The organism is Providencia huaxiensis, from assembly GCF_002843235.3.
In the GTDB taxonomy this organism is placed as follows: Bacteria; Pseudomonadota; Gammaproteobacteria; order Enterobacterales; family Enterobacteriaceae; genus Providencia; species Providencia huaxiensis.
The window spans coordinates 2,845,284-2,866,275 of record NZ_CP031123.2 but is presented as its reverse complement, the minus strand read 5'-3'; the positions used below and the strand labels follow the sequence as shown (position 1 = coordinate 2,866,275).

Sequence of the window (20,992 nt, the reverse complement as noted above, 5' to 3'; positions counted from 1 at the left end):
TAAATGTATTAATTACATTTATTTTTCAACTGTATACATTTATTGCCGTGATAAACGACCTAATTCAGGCTTAAATTCTTCATTACTACGCCATGGGTTTATATCAAGCCCTCCACGGCGAGTATAGCGTGCGTAAACACTTAATTTTTCAGGTTTACACAATTGCATAATATCAGTGAAAATGCGTTCAACGCATTGTTCATGAAATTCATTATGATGGCGAAATGAAACTAAATAACGTAATAAGGCTTCGCGATCAATTTTGGGCCCACGATAGTGGATCTGCACAGAGCCCCAGTCAGGTTGATTGGTAATTAAGCAGTTTGATTTTAATAAATGGCTCACTAACGTTTCGTCGACAACCTGTTGCTGAGTACAATTCGCCAAATAGTCTCGATTAAACTCATAATTATCAATATCAATTTCTTGCTCATCAATACATTCGCCAAGTAATGGCTGGATAGGTTGATGAGAAAAATGGGCTAATTTATGAAGTGTAACGCTTACTTGGCCATTAGCACAGTGGCTTAAATCATTTTGCAAAGCGCTTCGCACATTTTCCCAAGTTTCAAAACGTGTTTGGTTAAAACTGTTTAGATAAAGCTTAAAACTTTTTGATTCAATTAAATTTTCGCTATTAGCATCAACACTAACCGAACCTATTGCTACCTGAGGAACCCCACGCTGATTTAGCCATGAAAGCTCATACATTGTCCAAATATCGGCACCGTGAAACGGAAGTGCTTTAGCGTGAATAGCTAAAGGGTCACGATTTAAACTACGAGGGACGGCTTGCAATAATGTGGCATCATACTGGTCATGGTAAGCCGTTTTCTTCCCAAGTGTTAAATTATTAAGTGCGGGATTATTTTGGTAGTGTGACATAGGGGTCCTTATACTTCATAAACTTAAAATGAGGCTAACAGGTAAAAATTGGGATATTTTCTTCATTTGCAAACTTCTGTCATAATACCATTTATCTACCACATTGACGCCTTTCTCTTTAAATAGGCTACAGAAAACACATAACTATGAATACATCACACTCTGTCGCACTACAAAATTTTACGCAGAAATATATTTCGCAATGGCACCAACAAACGGGTTTGCCTCCTGCTTCAACAGACTTATATGGTGTTCCATCTCCATGTATTGTCCGTACAGGTGAAAACTGGGTTTATTGGGAACCTCAGCCATTTCCAATAAAGGATGCGAGCTTAGACAAAGTCGCGGCAGCATTGGAGATAAATTTGCAAGGTGATATCCATGCTTTTTATACGACACAGCTTGCTGGTGATATGAAAGCCACATTTCGTGATATTACGCTGAGTTTAGTGCAGGTATGGAATGAAGATGACTTCATCCGTTTGCAAGAAAATTTAATTGGTCATTTAGTTACTCAGAAGCGTTTAAAGCTATCACCCACGCTGTTTATTGCGACTTTAGAATCAGAGATTGAAATGATTTCAATGTGTAATCTCACGGGAGAAATTATATTAGAAAAATTTGGTAGTCAGCAAAGGCGTGTACTTTCTTCGAATTTAACAAATTTTCTCGATGAACTCGTGGTTGTCATTGAACCTCAGGGGTAAGTGTTTTTAAGTGGGTTTGTGTAAGTAAATGCCTACAATTGAGCTAAGTCATTTCTTAAAAAATGTTCTTTATATTGTAATGATAATTATTTAACTTTTAATTTCATGGCGTTACTATCTGGTTTGTGATTTGTATGTGTTTTCACTATGTTATTGTTTATTTTGCTAGGTTGTTTCATTAATACATTTAATGCATTCTTATCTCGCTGGACAGGGTAAACTCGTTTAGCTTTTTATACCTTACTGCTTAGTGTAAGGTGTGAAAATTGTTTAAAACAAGGCGATGGAACGCGACTAGGTGACGGATCTATAAATTTGTTTTAATCAACAGGATGTTGAGTGACGGGAAGTCATTTGCAGGATGCGTAAATTTTAAAGTATGAGCCAGTCAGCTTCGGTTGACTGGCTTTTTTAGTTATGCGTTTATTGCAGTAGAGTGGTGAAAAAAGTATCAAAGATACGTTAATTGATTAAAAATCAATGCTCTGCTTTAATCGAATTTTCGGTTAACGAGGCAATAATATCTTGGGTCATGGTATCGCGAAGTGCTTCTCGGCGGCGAAATTCAGCACGACGCTGGCTTTTCACTGACTCTATATCTCGTACAGGTTCTTGAATAGGTAATTGGAACCAACCATCAGGTGTTTTCGTCGCACTACATTCTTGCCAAAACGTATCGTAGCTTGATTTCAAATGCTGGCTCTTAATATGGCACTGGTTTGAAATCCCTAATATTGATTTTACCTGAAAGAAGGTTGCTACTGCATAAACCGCGGACATTAATAGGTTTTTGGGCCTCATTCCGTGCATTTGCTTAGTTATCAACCTAACTTGGTCGACACTTTGTTCAGTGGAAGGGCCTTGCAAAGAGCACACGTACAATTGTCCTTCTGGGCCAAAGGAAAAACTCATTAAATAAATATCGTCACCCGTTTCATTTCTCAAGTGTAAAGTGAGGTCACCTTCCCGAGGATATTGAGAATAAATCAACGTTAACTGAGCAAATTCCCCTGATTTTAATTCAATGTTTGCCACAAGAAGCCCTTCGCGCTTTGTACAGAACATTGTCTCAATAGCTTCGGGTGTAAATGTGTTTTCAATTAAATTGAGCGTATAGCTGGCAGTTAATAATTTTTGTTTTCCATTCCAGCTTTTATGTAGGTACTTATTGATTGGGCGCTCAATGAAGTGAGGAACGCCTTCAATAACTGAAGAAAACTGAGCGCTACGGTAGTTTTGACACATAAATTGATACTGCTGATATTGTGACGAAGGTAGCTTTGTAATGCGTATTTTTCTTTTTAATTCAAAATACTTAGAGTTTAAGGCTTTCCAAACTTTACTTTCCTTGCGCCACTGTTTTAGTCTTCCCATAAATAAACCATTTTGTTGTTAATTATTTTGTAAGTTCTAAATTGATAAAACATTTAATTTTACATGTGTTATCTGCAACGAAATATAAACAAATCTTATTAAGTGAGTTGTCAGATTAATGGTGGTGATAATAACTATAGATAAGAAAAATGAATAAACTTGTATTTACTCATTTTTAACCCCATTTATTCGACAGAATTGTGATAGAAAATACCGTATATTTGCCATTGTCATCACTAAATGAGTTTAAGTATGAATATTGAACAACGTATCATTGAGAAACTTCGTCACTTAGAAGAGGAAATGAAATTAAAATCTCTTTGGGGGGAACAACCGCCTTTGCCAGATGCTTTTAACAGTGTAGAGCCTTTTTGTATAGACACGATGGAGGCGATAGAGTGGTTACAGTGGATTTTGATCCCCCGCCTGCAAATGTTAATTGAGCAAGGGGCTACGCTGCCAACTAATTTTGCGGTTGCTCCTTATTTTGAAGAAGCTTATAAACATGATGAAGAAGAACAATACACGCTAATTATTAATTATTTGCGTGAATTAGATGGATTTTTCTCAACGAAGACCCGTGGGTAATTTATTGATGTTGGAAATTATTTATCACGACGAGTATATGGTCGCAGTGAATAAGCCCGCGGGGATGCTAGTGCATCGCAGTTGGCTAGACAGTAAAGAAACCGTCTTTGTGATGCAAACATTACGGGACCAAATTGGCCAGTATGTTTATCCCATTCATCGTCTCGATAGGCCAACATCAGGTATATTGCTTTTTGCATTATCGAGTGAGGTTGCAAGGCTGTTATCGGCTCAATTTGAAAACCATCAGTTAGAAAAAGTGTATCACGCTGTTGTTCGTGGTTATTTAACCGAAGAGCAAACCATCGATTATCCGCTATTAGAAGAGTTAGATAAAATTGCGGATAAACATGCATCACGTGAGCCTGTTTTGCAGGAGTGTGTTACCCACTGTAAACCGATAGCGACAGTTGAATGTCCCATTGGTATTGGGCGGTATGAAACATCAAGATTTAGTTTAGTTGAATTAAAACCTGAAACTGGCCGTAAACATCAATTGAGAAGGCATATGTCTCACCTTCGTCACCCTATTATTGGTGATAGCAAGCATGGAGACTTACGCCAAAATAGAGGTGTGAATACGCATTTTTCAGTGTCTCGCCTGATGCTACATGCCAGCTTATTAAATTTAAACCACCCAATAACAAAAGAAAATATATCGTTGGTTGCCACATGGGATACACAATGGTTGTCATTAATTGAGCAATTTGGATGGTCAGGCAAAGTTGAAAAACTAGGGATAAACGTTATTAACTCATCAAGTTAACGATAAAATAGAGGGAAAGTTATGTCAAAAATAGGCATTTTTGTTGGAACTGTCTACGGTAACTCTTTAGCTGTTGCAGAAACAGCACAAGAAATTTTAGAGCAGCAAGGGCATGAAGTGGTTGTTTTTGATGAGCCCACCTTGAATGATTGGCAACTTTATAATTCAGGTAATGAAATTGCACTTATTGTTACCTCATCGACGGGGCAAGGGGATTTACCGGACACCATCGCTCCGTTATATAGTGAAATCAAAGATGTTGTCGGTTATCAACCTGATTTACGTTATGGCCTAATTGCTTTAGGTGATAGCAGTTATGAAAGTTTTTGTGGGGCTGGTATTCGTTTTGATGAGCTGTTATCTGAACAATCAGCGACCCGTATTGGTGATATTTTATTTATTGATGCAATTGAGGTGGATGTTCCAGAGGAGTTTGCTAAGCCTTGGGTTGAAGCGTGGGCGGGGCTGCTCTAAATGTCTGCACCGTAGTATTACCTATATTAATGATAAATATTGGCAGTGCTACGGCGCAGTAAATTAATCATTTCACCTGTAAATTATTTACGGGTCAATTTTTCTAGATCCGCTTCAATTTCTGCGATCTTATTTGAAACCACGTGTTCAAGATGGCGTAAGTCATCAAGAATTTTGTGTTTTAAATCAATATCAGTTTGATCTGTTTGGCAAATTTGGTCTAGTTCTTCGATGGCATAACGCAGGTTAGTGTTAATTTCATTAATTTCTTTGAAATTATTATTACCGTCAGCAATAGTTTTACGCTGGCGTGGATATTTGAATTTTACACTTTTAGCAAAAAACTCACCTTTATCTTTGCGAAAATAAATTTTTAAAATGTCATTATTCGCTTCTTGGCGCAAGGTGTAGCGGTCTATGTCTTGAGGGTTACTGATGCCTAAACTTTTCAAATTATCGTACATGTTAGCTCGCTTTACTGTAGAGACAGAGTCGGTGAACAAAGTGATAGTGTGAGCAGGCCGTAACAATATCGGTCTATTTCTCGTTAATAAGTTATCTATCCCATTCGTTTGGGTGATAGATAGAATGATGTTATTACACAAACAGCATCATTATAATGAAAAATAAAATAATACAGTTTTATTAGAGGTAAACGGCAAAAGCCACGGACATATTATGCGCGATTTGTAGAAATTGACAAACTTCTCTTTGCAATTAATGCGCTAATATTAAAAGGTAACACTGATATGGCCACCCGAGTTGCATACGGGGGTATGCGATTCGGGATAGCTTTGGTTTTTTAACCTAATTACAGTGGCTCACTATAAAGCTTATTATAAAAACCAGTAATAGGTTTGGCATGAAGTTTTAAACGTTTAATTACTCATCAATCGTTCTTAATAATTCATTAATGCCTACTTTACCGCGGGTTTTCTCATCGACTTTCTTGACAATGACGGCGCAATACAGGCTATAACGACCATCTTTTGATGGCAAATTACCTGAAACAACCACGGAACCTGCAGGGACTCGGCCGTAATGAATTTCACCTGTTTCACGGTCATAGATTTTGGTGCTTTGTCCTAAATAAACACCCATTGAAATGACGGAGCCTTCTTCAACAATCACCCCTTCGACCACTTCAGAACGAGCTCCAATAAAGCAATTGTCTTCAATAATCGTTGGGTTGGCTTGTAATGGCTCTAGTACACCACCGATCCCTACGCCACCAGATAAATGCACGTTTTTACCAATCTGCGCACAGGAGCCAACGGTTGCCCATGTATCTACCATTGTGCCTTCATCGACGTAAGCACCAATATTGACATATGACGGCATTAATACGCTATTTTTAGCGATATAAGCACCTTTACGAACCGCGGCAGGAGGAACAACTCGGAAACCTTCTTTCTCGAAGCGAGCTTGGTCATAATCTGCGAATTTCATTGGGACTTTATCGAAATAACGGCTTTCTGCACCGTCAATGACTTGGTTATCTTGAATGCGAAATGATAACAAAACTGCTTTTTTCAGCCATTGATGGGTAACCCAAACACCGGCAATTTTTTCAGCGACACGCAATTTTCCGCTGTCGAGTAATGCAATGGTATCTAACACGGCTTGTTTTACCGAACTTGATACGGTATTTGGTGTGATATTAGCTCGTTCTTCGAACGCTTGTTCAATGATCGCTTGTAAATGCTGCATTGATTGTATTTTCCTCTTGAATGATATAAAAGTGAACGTTCACCATGAAAATGTGATGAACGCTATATTTTATCCTTCGATTTTAGGGCTTCTGTCAACCTTTCTGATAACTCTTGTTGCATATTTTTAGTCAACGCTTTGTGTTCCTTATCAGCTAAAACAAAGAAATCTTCCACTTTTTCGCCAATTGTGGTGATGCGTGCGCCATACAGAGAAATTTCCATTTGAGCAAAAATATGACCGATGCGAGCCAATAAACCCGGTTGATCCAAGGCAAATAGCTCCATATAAGTGCGACGTTCGTTAGTGGAATGTAGGAAATTAACTTTTGTTGGCACAGTAAAGTGACGTAACTTTGACGGCAGAGTACGTGGCTTAGGCAGTGAAATTTCAGGTTGCTGAACGGCTAATAACAACATTTTTCGGATATGGTCGTATCTGTCTTTGGATAGAGGGCTACCGTTAGGTTCCAGTACGACGAAGGTATCCATGGCCATATTGTCTTTGTTGGTGAAAATTTGAGCACTGTGAATGCTTAAATTTCTGCGATCCAATTCGCCAGCGACAGCTGCAAATAAATGGGGTTTATCATGGCACCAAATAAAAATTTCTGTTCCGCCATGTTTAGGCTGCGTGCTAATTAACACTAAAGGCTGGCTCAAGTTATGGGCTAGTAAGTGCTTAGCATGCCATGCTAATTGGGATGGGGTATGACGTAAAAAATAATCCGCATGGCAGCGAGACCATAAGCTTTGCAGTTTCTCTTCATCAATTGATGATTGGCGCAGTAATGATAAAGCTTGATAACGGTGATGACGAATGCGTTCGCGTAAGTCAGGGGTACTTTGCATGCCTTGATTTAATTGGTGTTCTGTTGATAAAAATAGCTCACGAATTAAACTTTGTTTCCAGCTATTCCACAGCGTGCTATTTGTGGCACAAATGTCCGCAACCGTTAAACACATCAAGTAGTTAAGCCGTGAAACGGTTTTAACTTCTCCTGCAAATTGCTTGATAATATCAGGGTCTTGAATATCACGTCGTTGAGCTGTCACTGACATTAATAAGTGATTTTTTACCAACCAGGAAGCTAATTCAGCTTCTTTGACAGAAAAATCATGCAGTAAGGCGAAATCATAAACAAACTCAGAGCCGAGATCAGAGTGATCCCCTGAGCGGCCTTTAGCAATATCGTGGAAAATCGCAGCTAATCGTAAAAGTTCGGGTTGTAATAATTTGGGGTAAACACTGACACAAAGTGGATGGTCACGACGATTTTCTTCTAATGTAAAGCTATCAATTTTTTGCAGCACGCGAATAGTGTGTTCATCAACGGTATATGCATGAAATAGGTCGAATTGCATTTGCCCGACGATATTGCCCCATAGCGGTGTGTAGGCACTTAATACACTATGAAGGTGCATGGGAACAAAAGCCCCTTTGATTGCTCTGGGGTGGCGTAGAATTTTGATAAACAGTTTTCGGGCTTCAGGGATTTCGCATAATGGCACCGAAAGGTTACGCCGTGCATAACGAAGCTGACGCAATGTGGTGGAATAGATCCCTGTAATATTTGGATATCTAGCCATTTGATAAAACATTTTTAAAATAGCAGCTGGCTGCTTAATAAATAACTCTTCATCAATGACATCAATCAATGACCCGCGTAATTGGAATAATGAATCAATAGGGCGAGGTTTTTCGTTAGGATTAAGTGTCAAAATGGCCTCATCAAATAGCTGTAATAGCATTTGATTGAGTTCTCTCACTCGACGAGTGACGCGATAGAAATCTTTCATCATCCGTTCAACGGGTTGGTTCTTTTCGCCTTCATAACCCAGTAACCGAGCTACGCTAAATTGGCGGTCAAATAGCAGGCGATTATCATGGCGTTTCACCACTAAATGGAGTGCAAAGCGAATTTTCCATAAAAACATTAAGCACTCTTTGAGTTCTTGGCGCTCTTCTTCAGTGAGAAAGCCAAAACCCACCATTTCATCGACGGTGGTTGCACCAAAATGGCGCCGGCCGACCCACAGTAAGGTATGGATATCTCGTAATCCTCCAGGGCTACTTTTAATATCGGGCTCTAAATTGTAGCTGGTACTATGGTAGCGTTGATGACGTTCTTGTTGTTCTTCAATTTTTGCAGCAAAAAAGAGGGCCGAGGGCCAAAAGTCATCGCTAAAAATGGTTTTTTGTAATTGTAAAAACAAGGTGACATCACCACAAATTAACCGTGATTCAATGAGGTTAGTTGCGGTGGTTAGGTCGGCATTTCCAGCTTCAATACATTCAGCAAGCGAACGGACACTGTGGCCGATATCAAACCGTAAATCCCACAATAGCGTGATAAATTGCCCAATTTCGCTGGCGACGCGTTCTGGAAGGGGGTTTTTACTTAAAACTAAAATATCGATGTCAGAAAGTGGATGAAGTTCATGGCGACCATAACCCCCAACGGCGATCAATGACATATCGGGTTGCTTATCAAATTTAAAAGATTGCCATAATCTTGTCAGCAATGCGTCAAGGTAATCACTACGTAAGTGAATAAGGTCGGCAACATTTTTACCTTGGTTGAAAGCCTCTTCCAACCACTGATCGAAATCATCGACATGTTGTCTTAATGAATTCAACTCAAGGTCATGAGTACTAAATTGATTCGGAGATAGGTAGGAAGCTGAATTTACAGTCATCTTTATCTTTCCGTATTGATAGCAATAGGGGAATAGCTACCAGCTTACGGTTTTTTGATAAAAATGAACAGAGGTAGAGCCTTCGATTAAGAAGGCTCTAGGGAGAAGATTATTCGTTGACTAATACGGCAGAGATAAATGGTTCTTCTTCTTTACGTAGAGTGAGGATTTCACAGCCGTTATCCGTTACGACTAATGTGTGCTCATATTGTGCTGACCAACCGCGGTCTTTGGTTTTAACTGTCCAGCCATCTTTCATGGTACGAATGCGGTGATCACCTGTGTTGACCATTGGCTCAATGGTAAAAGTCATCCCTTTTTGCAGGACTACGCCATTGTCATCAGCGTCATAGTGCAGAACTTGTGGCTCTTCATGGAAACCTTGTCCAATGCCGTGGCCGCAATATTCACGTACAACCGAGAAATCTTGTTTTTCGACAAATTCTTGAATAGCTTTGCCCAGAGTACGTAAGCGAATACCCGGTTTAACCATACGGATTGCTAGATACAAGCTGTCTAAAGTGACTTGGCAAAGGCGTTCACCTTGAATCGTCGGTTTACCTACGATAAACATTTTGGAGGTATCGCCATGGAAACCCTCTTTAATAACGGTGACATCAATATTGACAATATCGCCATCTTTCAAAATCTTATCGTCGCTAGGAATGCCGTGGCAGATAACATCATTGACAGAAATACAAACAGATTTAGGAAAACCGTGGTAATCCAAGCATGCAGGGATAGCTTTCTGCACATCAACAATGTGTTGATGACATAGGCGGTCTAATTCACCTGTACTAACACCCGGCACAACGTGCGGTACAATCATTTCTAATACTTCAGCTGCTAAGCGACCAGCAACGCGCATTTTCTGAATATCTTCTTCAGTTTTGATAATAATAGCCATGAGTCCAGTCCATTCATGCCATTAGTGCTTAATGACATGTTAAATAAGAGGGTTTGAAAATGGAGGTTGAATACCATTTTTTACATCGATAAGACGTATGGTAACAGCCACCGCATTTTCTGCCAACTAGCTAACGATAGATTCGAAAGTTGAAGTTGTTTGTAGGATAGGTGATGAGAGGGGATTGGCTTGTTCATTTTGAGCCTTGCGTAGCACAAAATGCAAATAACTAACCGCAAGAGAGATATAAGAAGTATGTGAAACAATAAAAACCATTCTTTAAATAGGGCTTTTTTATCTAATCAAAAAGCGTCTATAATTATAAAGCGCGATTGCTCTGATTAAATCAATTTCACTGCCATTTTTGTGAGCGAAAAAAACAACAAAAGTTGGCTTCTAGATTGGTTTTATGGTATAAAGCGCGCCGGCAATCCATATTATTTCTTATCACCATCATCGAAATGTCATTTTATGGCATCAATATGAAGTGGCTAATGAAAAGTTTGGATGTGCGAAACTTAAAACTCAATTGTGTAATAACACACACAAATCGACACGTGCACCGGGGTGCTCTTATGCGTTTAAACGCAGCTTTGGAGTCGGTAGCATGGGATTTGTGGAGGCATAACCCCAATTACTTAAATACAGAGGTATTAAATGGCAACTGTTTCCATGCGCGATATGTTACAAGCAGGCGTACACTTTGGTCACCAGACTCGTTACTGGAACCCAAAAATGAAACCTTTCATTTTCGGTGCGCGTAACAAAGTTCATATCATCAACCTGGAAAAAACTGTTCCAATGTTCAACGAAGCTCTGGCTGAGTTGACTAAAATTGCTTCTCGTAAAGGCAAGATTCTGTTTGTCGGTACTAAACGTGCTGCAAGCGAAGCCGTTCAAGAAGCTGCTAACAGCTGTGATCAGTATTTCGTTAACCACCGTTGGTTAGGCGGAATGTTGACTAACTGGAAAACCGTTCGTCAGTCAATCAAACGTCTGAAAGATTTAGAAGTTCAATCACAAGACGGTACTTTCGACAAACTGACTAAGAAAGAAGCGCTGATGCGTACTCGTGAACTTGGTAAGTTAGAAAACAGCTTAGGCGGTATCAAAGATATGGGCGGTTTACCTGACGCTCTGTTCGTTATCGATGCAGACCACGAACACATCGCTATTAAAGAAGCAAACAACTTGGGTATCCCAGTATTTGCTATTGTTGATACTAACTCTGATCCAGACGGTATCGACTTCATTATCCCTGGTAACGATGATGCAATCCGTGCAATCAAACTGTATCTGGGCGCTGTAGCAAGCACCGTTCGTGAAGGTCGTTCACAAGATCTGGCTGTTCAAGCAGAAGAAAGCTTAGTAGAAGCTGAATAATAAGGTTTAAACCCTTATTTAGGTATTGCTATACAGGTACTGCTATATGTTAGAAGGGGCCTGATTTAGGCCCCTTTTATATATGAATCAGAACTATCCACGTGGGGAAAATTCCCACGGGGAATATCGAGGAATAAATCACATGTCTGGAATTACCGCTGCATTGGTAAAAGAACTGCGCGAACGTACTGGCGCAGGTATGATGGAATGTAAAAAAGCACTTGTTGAAGCTAATGGCGACATCGAATTAGCGATTGATAACATGCGTAAATCAGGTCAAGCAAAAGCGGCTAAAAAAGCAGGTCGCGTTGCAGCTGAAGGTGTTATCCTGACTGAAGTTTTCAACGGTGGTAAAACAGGTGCTCTGGTTGAGCTGAACTGCGAAACTGACTTCGTTGCTAAAGACGCAGGTTTCTTAGCATTCGGTAAAGAAGTTTTAGCTTCTGTTGTTGCTGACAAAAATGCAGACATCGATGCACTGAAAGCAAAATTCGAAGAAGCTCGTACAACATTAGTTGCGAAAATTGGTGAAAACATCAATATTCGTCGCGTTGCTATTCTGGAAGGCGCACAAGTAGGTAGCTACTTGCACGGTGCTCGTATTGGTGTTTTAGTTGCGGCTGAAGGCGCTGACGAAGAATTACTGAAACACATTGCTATGCACATCGCTGCAAGCAAACCTGAATATGTGACTCCAGATGATGTTCCTGCTGATGTTGTTGCTCACGAGCATCAAATCCAGTTAGACATCGCTATGCAATCTGGTAAACCACGCGAAATCGCAGAAAAAATGGTTATCGGTCGCATGAACAAATTCACTGGCGAAATCTCTCTGACTGGCCAGCCTTTCGTAATGGACCCAAGCAAATCTGTTGGTGACTTACTGAAAGAGAAAGGTGCTACTGTTTCTGGTTTCCTTCGTTTCGAAGTAGGTGAAGGTATCGAGAAAGTTGAAACTGACTTTGCAGCAGAAGTTGCTGCAATGAGCAAGTAATCAACTAAGGGCCGCCAATTGGCGGCTCTGTTTTATATACGTCTATTTAAAAATTTAGGTATGTAGAAAACTGTGATTCTACGTATGTTACCCCAATAAATATCTGTTAGGACAGAACACCATGGCAACCAATGCAAAACCCGTTTATCAGCGTATTCTGCTTAAATTAAGTGGCGAAGCCTTACAAGGCGCAGAAGGTTTTGGTATCGATGCTAGCGTTTTAGATCGTATGGCTCAGGAAATCAAAGAACTCATAGAACTGGGTATACAGGTCGGTGTGGTTATTGGCGGTGGTAACCTGTTTCGTGGTGCTGGTTTGGCACAAGCTGGAATGAACCGTGTTGTCGGAGACCACATGGGGATGCTAGCAACTGTGATGAACGGACTCGCGATGCGTGATGCATTACATCGCGCCTATGTGAATGCAAGACTGATGTCTGCAATTCCACTTAACGGTGTCTGTGATAACTATAGCTGGGCAGAGGCCATTAGCTTGTTACGTCACGGACGTGTTGTTATTTTTTCTGCAGGAACAGGCAATCCATTCTTTACAACAGACTCCGCTGCATGCTTACGTGGCATTGAAATTGAAGCGGATGTTGTGTTGAAGGCGACAAAAGTTGATGGTGTGTATTCAGCAGACCCGGCTAAAGACCCTGATGCAGTCCTTTATGAAAATCTGAGTTACCAAGAAGTTTTAGAACGTGAACTCAAAGTGATGGACTTAGCTGCGTTCACATTAGCACGTGACCATAACTTACCGATCCGCGTATTCAATATGAATAAACCGGGCGCTTTACGACGCGTGGTTATGGGTGAAAATGAAGGAACTCTGATTTCTCACAATTAATACTCAGAGACATGACCTGAGTTTAAATGTATTATCTAGCATATAAATTCAGACTATTTAAGCGAGGTCGCATCGCGGCCTTTAATAACCAGTTCTTAAGGGTTGAAAACGTGATTAATGAAATCCAAAAAGATGCTCAAGACCGTATGGAAAAGAGCCTTGAAGCATTCAAAAACCAAATTAGTAAAGTTCGTACAGGCCGTGCATCGCCAAGCCTGTTAGATGGTATTACTGTTGAATATTACGGTTCAGCAACACCTCTGCGCCAATTAGCAAACGTCACTGTTGAAGATTCACGCACATTAGCGATTTCTGTATTTGACCGCAGTATGTCACCTGCGATTGAGAAAGCGATTATGGCGTCTGACTTAGGTCTGAACCCATCATCTGCGGGTACCGTGATCCGTGTTCCACTTCCTCCATTAACGGAAGAGCGTCGTAAAGACTTAATTAAAGTGGTTCGTGGTGAAGCAGAACAAGGCCGTATTGCTGTTCGTAACGTTCGCCGTGATGCTAACGACAAAGTAAAAGCTTTACTGAAAGATAAAGAAATCAGTGAAGATGATGAGCGCCGTTCACAGGATGATATCCAAAAGCTGACTGATAACTTCATCAAAAAAGTTGATGAGTCATTAGCGCAAAAAGAAGCGGAGCTGATGGAGTTTTAATCCATCATGATAATAAAGCCACCAAAGCAAACAACTGTAAAAGTGTGCGCTAGCGTGGCTTTATTGTTTTCATATCTATTAATAAATCCTTTCCAATCATTAAGCTGATATAATCTCAGTATTGAATTAATACAGAGCAACCAATCACTATGAAACGTCTGACAATCCTGGGTTCTACAGGTTCAATTGGTACCAATACACTTTCTGTTGTTCGCCAAAATCCCGAAAAATTTCAAATTACCGCTTTAGTGGCAGGAAAGAATGTCACTGAAATGGCGAAACAGTGCCTTGAGTTTAATCCGAAATATGTCTCAATGGCGGATGAATCATCAGCAAAAGCGTTAAAAGCTATTTTGACCGAGAACAATTGCAAAACTGAGGTTTTGTCAGGAAAACAAGCTGCGATTGACCTTGCTGGTCTTGATGATGCAGACCAAGTGATGTCAGCAATTACCGGGGTTGCCGGTTTACTTCCTACTCTAGCGGCAATACGCAAAGGTAAAAGAATATTATTAGCGAATAAAGAGTCTTTAATTACCAGTGGCCGTTTATTCTTTAATGAGATTCGCAAGCACAATGCAACTGTGTTTCCTATTGATAGTGAGCATAATGCTATCTTCCAAAGTTTACCTGAAATTATTCAATTAAATTTAGGTTTCTCTGATTTGTCTGCCTCGGGTATTTCGAGCATCGTATTAACAGGTTCAGGTGGCCCATTTAGGGATACACCGTTATCGCATTTTGATAATGTGACCCCTGATGAAGCGTGTAACCACCCAAATTGGTCGATGGGACGAAAAATATCAGTAGATTCTGCGACAATGATGAACAAAGGTCTAGAATATATTGAGGCTTGCTACTTTTTTAATGCGAGTGCTGAGCAAATGGAAGTGATTATCCATCCTCAATCTGTTATTCATTCCATGGTTCGGTATAAAGATGGTAGCGTGATAGCTCAGTTGGGCACGCCAGATATGCGTACACCAATTTCATACAGTATGGCTTATCCCCAGCGTATCATGTCTGGTGCGAAACCGCTTGATTTTGCAACTCTTTCATCATTAACGTTTGTTCAGCCTGACTATCAACGTTATCCTTGCTTGAAGCTCGCAATCGATGCCTGTCATCAAGGGCAAGCCGCTACAACTGCACTTAATGGTGCGAATGAAATGACCGTTGCTGCTTTTCTTGAAGGTAAAATACGCTTTACGGATATAGCAAAAATTAACCACAATGTATTAGAAAACCAAGTTTTTTCTGAACCAGTTTCGATTGAAGAGGTCTTAGAAATCGACGGATGGGCGCGCAAAAATGCAGAAAAAATAATCGCTCAGACAATTTAAAGCTGGTATGTGTTTTATTTAGTTGCTGTCAGCCATAATAACTCTTTAATATGTGACGTGTTAAAAAAAAGAAAAATAACATAGTACCTCTTAGAGATTTAAGGATGTGTCTTATCAGCAAACTCAATAATAGTAGTTATTATTGGTCTGTTTACTCAAAGTGGTACTCACAAGGATTAATATTTAATGAACTCTAGTGGTGAAAATCTCTCTGATTCAATGATACCTAAGCATGTTGCTATCATTATGGATGGTAATGGCCGATGGGCTAAACAAAGAGGGAAGCTCAGAATTACAGGTCATAAGGCAGGCGTTGAATCTGTCCGTAATTCTGTGCGCTTTGCGGTAAAAAATAAAATTAGCTCTCTGACATTGTATGCATTTAGTAGTGAAAACTGGAGAAGGCCAGAGAAAGAAGTCAGTTCTCTAATGGAACTCTTTGTTTTTGCTCTTGATAATGAAGTTAAAAACTTACATAAAAACAATGTGAAACTGAAAATTATTGGTGATGTTAGTCGTTTTAGTGAACGTCTCAGAAAAAGAATTGATAAGGCGGAAGCATTAACGCAAAACAATACTGGACTAAAACTGAATATTGCAGCGAACTATGGTGGCCGCTGGGATATTAGTAACAGTGTAAAACAAGTATTTGCAAAGGTTCAAAGTGGTGAGCTTTCTATTGATGATATCAATGAAGAAAGTATCGACAACCATATTTGTATGCATGACCAAGAGAATGTTGATTTAGTCATAAGAACGGGGGGGGAGCACCGTATTAGCAACTTCCTATTATGGCAAGTCGCCTATGCGGAATTTTATTTCACCAACGTTTTGTGGCCAGATTTTGATGAAATGGTGTTTCAAAGTGCAGTTGATGCTTTTAGTCAGCGTGAGCGCCGTTATGGTGGAGCTGAATCAGATGATGAACTGGGCAAAGAATAGGGGAAAGATGTGCTGAAATATCGTTTGCTTACTGCGATAGTCTTAATACCGATTGTTATTGCAGCGCTGTTTTTACTTTCTCCAGCGAATTTTGGGTTTGTCGTGATTGCGGTTTGTGCTTTAGGCGCTTGGGAATGGGCGCAATTTGTCGGCTGGCACTCACAAGCTAAGCGTATAGGCTTAGCGGTTGTATTTGCAGCTATATTACTTGCAATGCAATTTTCTATTTCCGACATAAATCAGTTTTCCACTGAACCGATGATCCTATATGGCCTATGGGCAGGTCTTATTTGGTGGGGAATTGCCATTATTTTAGTGGTTACCTATCCCGCATCTGCTGCTTGGGGTAACTCCGTCATTATTCGATTGTTATTTGGCGTATTAACGATTATCCCGTTTTATTGTGGAATGATGGTTTTAAGAACCGTTGGTTATCAAAGTGATACATTCTTCGGTGCGTGGTGGTTATTGTATGTCATGTTGCTGGTCTGGGGCGCGGATTCAGGTGCTTATGCATTTGGTCGTACTATTGGGCGCAACAAAATGGCACCTAAGGTATCACCCGGTAAAACATGGGAAGGTTTAGTTGGAGGCCTTATAACTGCTGGGGTTATTTCATGGTTATTTAGTGCCTTTGCGCCAATTCCAGTGATGCCTGATTATTTGCTAGTGACTTCAATTATTGTTGTTGTAGTATCTGTGTTTGGTGATTTAACCGAAAGTATGTTTAAGCGCCAATCAGGTATTAAAGATAGTAGCCACTTAATTCCAGGGCATGGCGGTATTTTGGATCGTATTGATAGCCTGACAGCCGCGATTCCTGTTTTTGCTGGGCTAAATTTGTTAATTTTTAACGGTTTTGGTCTTTAGGAAGATACATGGGATTTATTTGGAGTTTAGTTGCATTTATTATCGCGATAGGCGTGTTAATTACAGTGCATGAGTTCGGCCACTACTGGGTTGCTCGTCGCTGTGGTGTCTATGTTGAACGCTTCTCTATTGGGTTTGGCAAAACGTTATGGCGCAAAGTCGATAAACATGGCACTGAATTTGTTTTAGCGATGATCCCGCTAGGGGGTTATGTCAAAATGCTTGACGAGCGAGTGGGGAGCGTTTCTCCTGAGCGTCGTCATCAAGCGTTTAATAATAAAACAGTAGGTCAACGAGCGGCCATTATTAGTGCGGGGCCAATTGCGAACTTTTTATTAGCAATTGTTGTCTATTGGATAGTCTTTATGATTGGTATTCCTTCTGTGAAACCTATCATTGAAGACGTAAAACCAGGTTCTATTGCGGCAACTGCAAATTTTGAACCAAAAATGGAACTAAAATCCATTGATGGTATCGAAACTCCTGACTGGAATTCAGTTCGCTTAGCATTGGTCGGCAAAATAGGCGACCGCGAGCTGACAGCTCAAGTACTACCAAATGGTTATAATGAACCGATTACAAAAACAGTTGATTTAACGACTTGGCAGCTTGATCCTGAGAAACAAGATCCAATTTTGTCGGTAGGTATAATGCCCGTTTCTGCAAGAATTGACCCTGTTATCCAAAAAGTGACGCAAGGGTTAGCTGGTGAACGAGCAGGCTTACAGAAAGGCGACAGAATAGTCAGTGTTAACGGGGAAGTATTAGGCCTTTGGAACCCTGTAACGCGCATTATTCGTAATAACCCAGGCGTTCCGTTAAAACTTGAAGTACAACGGTCGCAACAATTGATTTCACTCACGCTGACCCCTGATAGCCAAAATGGGCAGCGTGGAGAGAAAATTGGGTTTGCAGGTGTAGAACTTTCAGTGTTACCGTTAGCAGATGAATATAAAATGGTGCAACAATATGGGCCATTTTCTGCGTTTTACCAAGCCAGTGATAAGACGTGGCAGTTAATGAAGTTGACGGTCAATATGATGGGTAAACTGGTTGTTGGGGATGTCAAACTCAATAACTTGAGCGGTCCGATATCTATCGCTAAAGGCGCGGGGGTATCCGCCGAATCAGGCTTGGTATATTATTTGATGTTTATTGCGCTTATTAGCGTCAATTTAGGTATCATCAATCTGTTTCCATTGCCTGTTTTAGATGGGGGGCACTTGCTCTTCTTATTAATTGAAAAAATTAAAGGAAGTCCGGTGTCTGAGCGAGTACAAGACTTTAGTTTTCGGATAGGTGCAATGGCATTGATTCTGTTAATGGGACTTGCACTTTTTAATGATTTCTCTCGCTTCTAATTTTTGTAAGCTGGGGACCAGTAAGGAATACGCATAACAACGATGGCGATGAAAAAGTTGCTCATAGCGTCGCTGCTTTTCGGCAGCGCCACTGCATACGGTTCAGACGGATTCGTAGTTAAAGACATTCGTTTCGAAGGTCTACAACGCGTCGCCGTTGGTGCAGCATTATTGAACATGCCAGTTAGGGTTGGCGATTCAGTTGATAACGATGATATCAGCCGTTCGATCCGTTCCCTATTTTCAACCGGTAACTTCGAAGATGTTAGGGTCCTGCGTGATGGAAACACGCTGATCGTTCAAGTTAAAGAGCGGCCAACGATTGCAAGTATCACCTTTACAGGTAATAAGTCTGTTAAAGATGATATGCTCAAGCAGAACTTGGAAGCTTCGAATATCCGCGTTGGTGAGGCACTTGACCGCACGACAATTGCGAATATCGAAAAAGGTTTAGAAGATTTTTACTATAGCGTTGGTAAATATAATGCAACAGTAAAAGCTGTTGTAACACCTTTGCCGCGTAACCGTGTGGATTTAAAATTTGTTTTCTCTGAAGGTGTTTCAGCTCAAATTCAGCAAATTAATATTGTGGGTAATAAAAATTACACTACAGCAGAATTAGTTAATAAGCTGCAATTGCGTGATGATGTACCTTGGTGGAACCTTGCTGCAGACCAAAAATATCAGAAGCAAAAACTGGCGGGTGATTTAGAAACGCTGCGCAGTTTTTATCTTGATCGTGGATATGCACGTTTTAATATTGACTCCACACAAGTCAGTCTGACCCCAGATAAAAAAGGCATTTATATTACGATTAACATCACAGAAGGCGACCAGTATAAAATATCTGGCGTCGAGGTTAATGGTAATACTGCGGAACACTTAGCCGAGATCCAAGAGCTTATCACTATCACACCGGGAGAGTTATATAACGGTGCTCAAGTGACGAGCATGGAAAACAAAATCAAAGATATGTTTGGCCGTTATGGTTATGCGTATCCTCGAGTCATGACACAGCCTGAAATCAACGATGCAGATAAAACAGTTAAATTGCATTTAAATATTGATGCAGGTAACCGTTTCTATGTACGTGAAATTCGTTTCCAAGGTAATGACACCAGTAAAGATACCGTTTTACGCCGTGAAATGCGTCAAATGGAAGGTGCATGGCTCGGAAATGACCTTGTTGAGCTAGGTAAAGAACGTTTGAATCGTACTGGTTACTTTGAAACGGTTGATGTTGAAACTCAACGTGTTCCTGGTAGCCCTGACCAAGTTGATGTTATCTACAAGGTTAAAGAGCGTAATACAGGTTCAATGAACTTCGGTATCGGTTTTGGTACTGAAAGTGGTGTAAGTTTCCAAGTTGGGGTTACACAAGATAACTGGCTGGGCACTGGTAATGCGGTTGGTATTAACGCAAGTAAAAATGACTACTCAACTAACGTTGAATTCTCATTTACTGACCCGTATTTCACGGTTAATGGTGTGAGCTTAGGCGGTCGTATTTTCTATAACGACTTTAGTGCGAAAGATGCTGACTTGTCAGGCTATAACAACAAAACGTATGGCCTAGACAGTTTCTTAAGCTTCCCATTCAATGAAAATAACTCTTTCCGTGTCGGTGCGGGTTATGTTCATAACCGACTTTCAGATATGCGTGCTCAAGCTGCTATGTGGGATTACCTTGATTCTATGGGTAAAAATCCACCAGTTACAGAAAATGGACGCAATAAAGAAAGCTTTGATGCGGATGACTTTACGCTCAACTTAGGTTGGACTTATAACTCGTTAAATCGTGGTTTCTTCCCGACATCGGGTAATAAAACAAACGTTTCGGCTAAAGTGACAATACCTGGCTCTGATAACGAATACTATAAACTGCGCTTTGATACAGCACAGTATTACCCACTGGATGAAGACGAAAGTTGGGTCGTTCTGGGGCGTGCACAAGCAGGTTATGGCGACGGTATTGGTAGCAAGCAAATGCCATTCTATGAAAACTTCTATGCGGGTGGTTCAAGCACCATTCGTGGTTTCCGTTCGAATAATATCGGTCCAAAAGCGGTTTACCTGAAGAAAGTTAATGGAAAAGATGGTCCAGAGCCTGGAAGCCCATCAAGTGATGCGGTCGGTGGTAATGCGATGTACGCAGCATCATTTGAATTAATCACTCCGACTCCATTTATTGATGAAAAATATTCGAACTCAGTTCGTACATCTTTGTTCGTTGATGCGGGTACGGTATGGGACACTAATTGGAATAGTATTCCAGCAGCTTGGCGTGCAGGTATGCCTGACTATGGTAAGGCATCTAACATTCGAGCTTCTGCGGGTGTGGCTTTACAATGGATGTCCCCACTTGGACCACTGGTCTTCTCCTATGCGCAGCCAATTAAAGACTACGAAGGGGATAAATCAGAACAGTTCCAATTTAATATTGGTAGAACGTGGTAATCTACTACAGTTTC

At 40.5% G+C, this 20,992-nt stretch carries 19 protein-coding genes; 13 read left to right on the top strand and 6 right to left on the bottom strand.

Features of this window, described 5'->3' with window-relative positions; translation table 11 throughout:
- Window positions 1-39: 39 nt before the first annotated feature.
- Window positions 40-885 (bottom strand): NADPH-dependent 7-cyano-7-deazaguanine reductase QueF, encoded by an 846-nt coding sequence (gene queF / locus CYG50_RS14840; protein WP_102139945.1) that lies wholly within the window; start codon window positions 883-885, stop codon window positions 40-42.
- A gap of 146 nt (window positions 886-1,031) precedes the next feature.
- Between queF and syd the strand changes: the two genes are divergently transcribed.
- Window positions 1,032-1,592: a SecY-interacting protein gene (gene syd / locus CYG50_RS14835; protein ID WP_102139944.1), complete on the top strand. Its 561-nt coding sequence runs from the start codon at window positions 1,032-1,034 to the stop codon at window positions 1,590-1,592.
- Between the two features lie 477 nt (window positions 1,593-2,069).
- Here syd and CYG50_RS14830 read toward each other — a convergent pair whose 3' ends face one another.
- On the bottom strand, window positions 2,070-2,966 hold the full coding sequence (locus CYG50_RS14830) for a DUF535 family protein (protein WP_102139943.1): 897 nt from the start codon (window positions 2,964-2,966) through the stop codon (window positions 2,070-2,072).
- Window positions 2,967-3,218: 252 nt separating this feature from the next.
- Between CYG50_RS14830 and CYG50_RS14825 the strand changes: the two genes are divergently transcribed.
- The 3 genes from CYG50_RS14825 to CYG50_RS14815 are packed head-to-tail and all read left to right on the top strand — an operon-like array spanning window position 3,219 to window position 4,794.
- Complete coding sequence (locus CYG50_RS14825; RefSeq protein ID WP_102139942.1) at window positions 3,219-3,554, top strand: YqcC family protein; 336 nt, start codon at window positions 3,219-3,221, stop codon at window positions 3,552-3,554.
- A gap of 7 nt (window positions 3,555-3,561) precedes the next feature.
- Window positions 3,562-4,320: a tRNA pseudouridine(65) synthase TruC gene (truC, locus tag CYG50_RS14820; protein ID WP_102139965.1), complete on the top strand. Its 759-nt coding sequence runs from the start codon at window positions 3,562-3,564 to the stop codon at window positions 4,318-4,320.
- Window positions 4,321-4,341: 21 nt separating this feature from the next.
- Window positions 4,342-4,794: a flavodoxin gene (locus tag CYG50_RS14815; RefSeq protein ID WP_102139941.1), complete on the top strand. Its 453-nt coding sequence runs from the start codon at window positions 4,342-4,344 to the stop codon at window positions 4,792-4,794.
- An 83-nt stretch (window positions 4,795-4,877) separates the two neighbouring features.
- Here the strand turns inward: CYG50_RS14815 and CYG50_RS14810 are convergent, their stop codons facing one another.
- The 4 genes from CYG50_RS14810 to map form a co-directional block, all read right to left on the bottom strand.
- On the bottom strand, window positions 4,878-5,258 hold the full coding sequence (locus CYG50_RS14810) for a DUF3461 family protein (RefSeq protein ID WP_004908747.1): 381 nt from the start codon (window positions 5,256-5,258) through the stop codon (window positions 4,878-4,880).
- Window positions 5,259-5,676: 418 nt separating this feature from the next.
- Complete coding sequence (gene dapD, locus CYG50_RS14805) at window positions 5,677-6,504, bottom strand: 2,3,4,5-tetrahydropyridine-2,6-dicarboxylate N-succinyltransferase (protein ID WP_102139940.1); 828 nt, start codon at window positions 6,502-6,504, stop codon at window positions 5,677-5,679.
- Window positions 6,505-6,566: 62 nt separating this feature from the next.
- Window positions 6,567-9,203: a bifunctional uridylyltransferase/uridylyl-removing protein GlnD gene (gene glnD / locus CYG50_RS14800; RefSeq protein WP_102139939.1), complete on the bottom strand. Its 2,637-nt coding sequence runs from the start codon at window positions 9,201-9,203 to the stop codon at window positions 6,567-6,569.
- A 109-nt stretch (window positions 9,204-9,312) separates the two neighbouring features.
- Entirely contained in the window at window positions 9,313-10,110 is a 798-nt protein-coding gene (map, locus tag CYG50_RS14795; RefSeq protein WP_102139938.1) for a type I methionyl aminopeptidase, read from the bottom strand.
- Between the two features lie 657 nt (window positions 10,111-10,767).
- Between map and rpsB the strand changes: the two genes are divergently transcribed.
- The 9 genes from rpsB to bamA all read left to right on the top strand — a co-directional run bounded on the left by rpsB (window position 10,768) and on the right by bamA (window position 20,978).
- Window positions 10,768-11,493, top strand: coding sequence for a 30S ribosomal protein S2 (gene rpsB / locus CYG50_RS14790; protein WP_102139937.1), 726 nt, complete (start codon window positions 10,768-10,770; stop codon window positions 11,491-11,493).
- A 142-nt stretch (window positions 11,494-11,635) separates the two neighbouring features.
- Window positions 11,636-12,487 carry a translation elongation factor Ts gene (gene tsf / locus CYG50_RS14785; protein WP_004908761.1) on the top strand — a complete coding sequence of 284 codons (852 nt, stop codon included), beginning with the start codon at window positions 11,636-11,638 and terminating at the stop codon, window positions 12,485-12,487.
- A gap of 121 nt (window positions 12,488-12,608) precedes the next feature.
- A complete protein-coding gene (gene pyrH / locus CYG50_RS14780; protein ID WP_004257499.1) occupies window positions 12,609-13,337 on the top strand; it encodes a UMP kinase in 729 nt (242 codons plus the stop codon).
- A gap of 110 nt (window positions 13,338-13,447) precedes the next feature.
- Entirely contained in the window at window positions 13,448-14,005 is a 558-nt protein-coding gene (gene frr / locus CYG50_RS14775) for a ribosome recycling factor (RefSeq protein ID WP_102139936.1), read from the top strand.
- 149 nt (window positions 14,006-14,154) lie between these two features.
- Window positions 14,155-15,348 (top strand): 1-deoxy-D-xylulose-5-phosphate reductoisomerase, encoded by a 1,194-nt coding sequence (gene ispC / locus CYG50_RS14770; protein ID WP_102139935.1) that lies wholly within the window; start codon window positions 14,155-14,157, stop codon window positions 15,346-15,348.
- A 186-nt stretch (window positions 15,349-15,534) separates the two neighbouring features.
- The gene (gene uppS, locus CYG50_RS14765; protein ID WP_102139934.1) at window positions 15,535-16,290 is read left to right on the top strand and encodes a polyprenyl diphosphate synthase; all 756 of its coding nucleotides are present in this window, start codon (window positions 15,535-15,537) and stop codon (window positions 16,288-16,290) included.
- 9 nt (window positions 16,291-16,299) lie between these two features.
- Window positions 16,300-17,160 (top strand): phosphatidate cytidylyltransferase, encoded by an 861-nt coding sequence (cdsA, locus tag CYG50_RS14760; RefSeq protein ID WP_102139933.1) that lies wholly within the window; start codon window positions 16,300-16,302, stop codon window positions 17,158-17,160.
- An 8-nt stretch (window positions 17,161-17,168) separates the two neighbouring features.
- The gene (gene rseP, locus CYG50_RS14755; protein WP_102139932.1) at window positions 17,169-18,521 is read left to right on the top strand and encodes a sigma E protease regulator RseP; all 1,353 of its coding nucleotides are present in this window, start codon (window positions 17,169-17,171) and stop codon (window positions 18,519-18,521) included.
- A gap of 42 nt (window positions 18,522-18,563) precedes the next feature.
- On the top strand, window positions 18,564-20,978 hold the full coding sequence (gene bamA, locus CYG50_RS14750) for an outer membrane protein assembly factor BamA (RefSeq protein ID WP_102139931.1): 2,415 nt from the start codon (window positions 18,564-18,566) through the stop codon (window positions 20,976-20,978).
- The last annotated feature ends 14 nt before the right edge of the window (window positions 20,979-20,992 follow it).

Bases quoted from the DNA above. Each gene is read 5' to 3' on its own strand.
- CYG50_RS14815 (WP_102139941.1), top strand. From the start codon at position 4,342: ATGTCAAAAATAGGCATTTTTGTTGGAACTGTCTACGGTAACTCTTTA.
- rpsB (WP_102139937.1), top strand. From the start codon at position 10,768: ATGGCAACTGTTTCCATGCGCGATATGTTACAAGCAGGCGTACACTTT.
- pyrH (WP_004257499.1), top strand. From the start codon at position 12,609: ATGGCAACCAATGCAAAACCCGTTTATCAGCGTATTCTGCTTAAATTA.
- CYG50_RS14825 (WP_102139942.1), top strand. From the start codon at position 3,219: ATGAATATTGAACAACGTATCATTGAGAAACTTCGTCACTTAGAAGAG.
- rseP (WP_102139932.1), top strand. From the start codon at position 17,169: ATGGGATTTATTTGGAGTTTAGTTGCATTTATTATCGCGATAGGCGTG.
- map (WP_102139938.1), bottom strand. From the start codon at position 10,110: ATGGCTATTATTATCAAAACTGAAGAAGATATTCAGAAAATGCGCGTT.
- truC (WP_102139965.1), top strand. From the start codon at position 3,562: ATGTTGGAAATTATTTATCACGACGAGTATATGGTCGCAGTGAATAAG.
- dapD (WP_102139940.1), bottom strand. From the start codon at position 6,504: ATGCAGCATTTACAAGCGATCATTGAACAAGCGTTCGAAGAACGAGCT.
- CYG50_RS14810 (WP_004908747.1), bottom strand. From the start codon at position 5,258: ATGTACGATAATTTGAAAAGTTTAGGCATCAGTAACCCTCAAGACATA.
- tsf (WP_004908761.1), top strand. From the start codon at position 11,636: ATGTCTGGAATTACCGCTGCATTGGTAAAAGAACTGCGCGAACGTACT.
- bamA (WP_102139931.1), top strand. From the start codon at position 18,564: ATGGCGATGAAAAAGTTGCTCATAGCGTCGCTGCTTTTCGGCAGCGCC.
- CYG50_RS14830 (WP_102139943.1), bottom strand. From the start codon at position 2,966: ATGGGAAGACTAAAACAGTGGCGCAAGGAAAGTAAAGTTTGGAAAGCC.
- ispC (WP_102139935.1), top strand. From the start codon at position 14,155: ATGAAACGTCTGACAATCCTGGGTTCTACAGGTTCAATTGGTACCAAT.
- uppS (WP_102139934.1), top strand. From the start codon at position 15,535: ATGAACTCTAGTGGTGAAAATCTCTCTGATTCAATGATACCTAAGCAT.
- glnD (WP_102139939.1), bottom strand. From the start codon at position 9,203: ATGACTGTAAATTCAGCTTCCTACCTATCTCCGAATCAATTTAGTACT.
- syd (WP_102139944.1), top strand. From the start codon at position 1,032: ATGAATACATCACACTCTGTCGCACTACAAAATTTTACGCAGAAATAT.
- queF (WP_102139945.1), bottom strand. From the start codon at position 885: ATGTCACACTACCAAAATAATCCCGCACTTAATAATTTAACACTTGGG.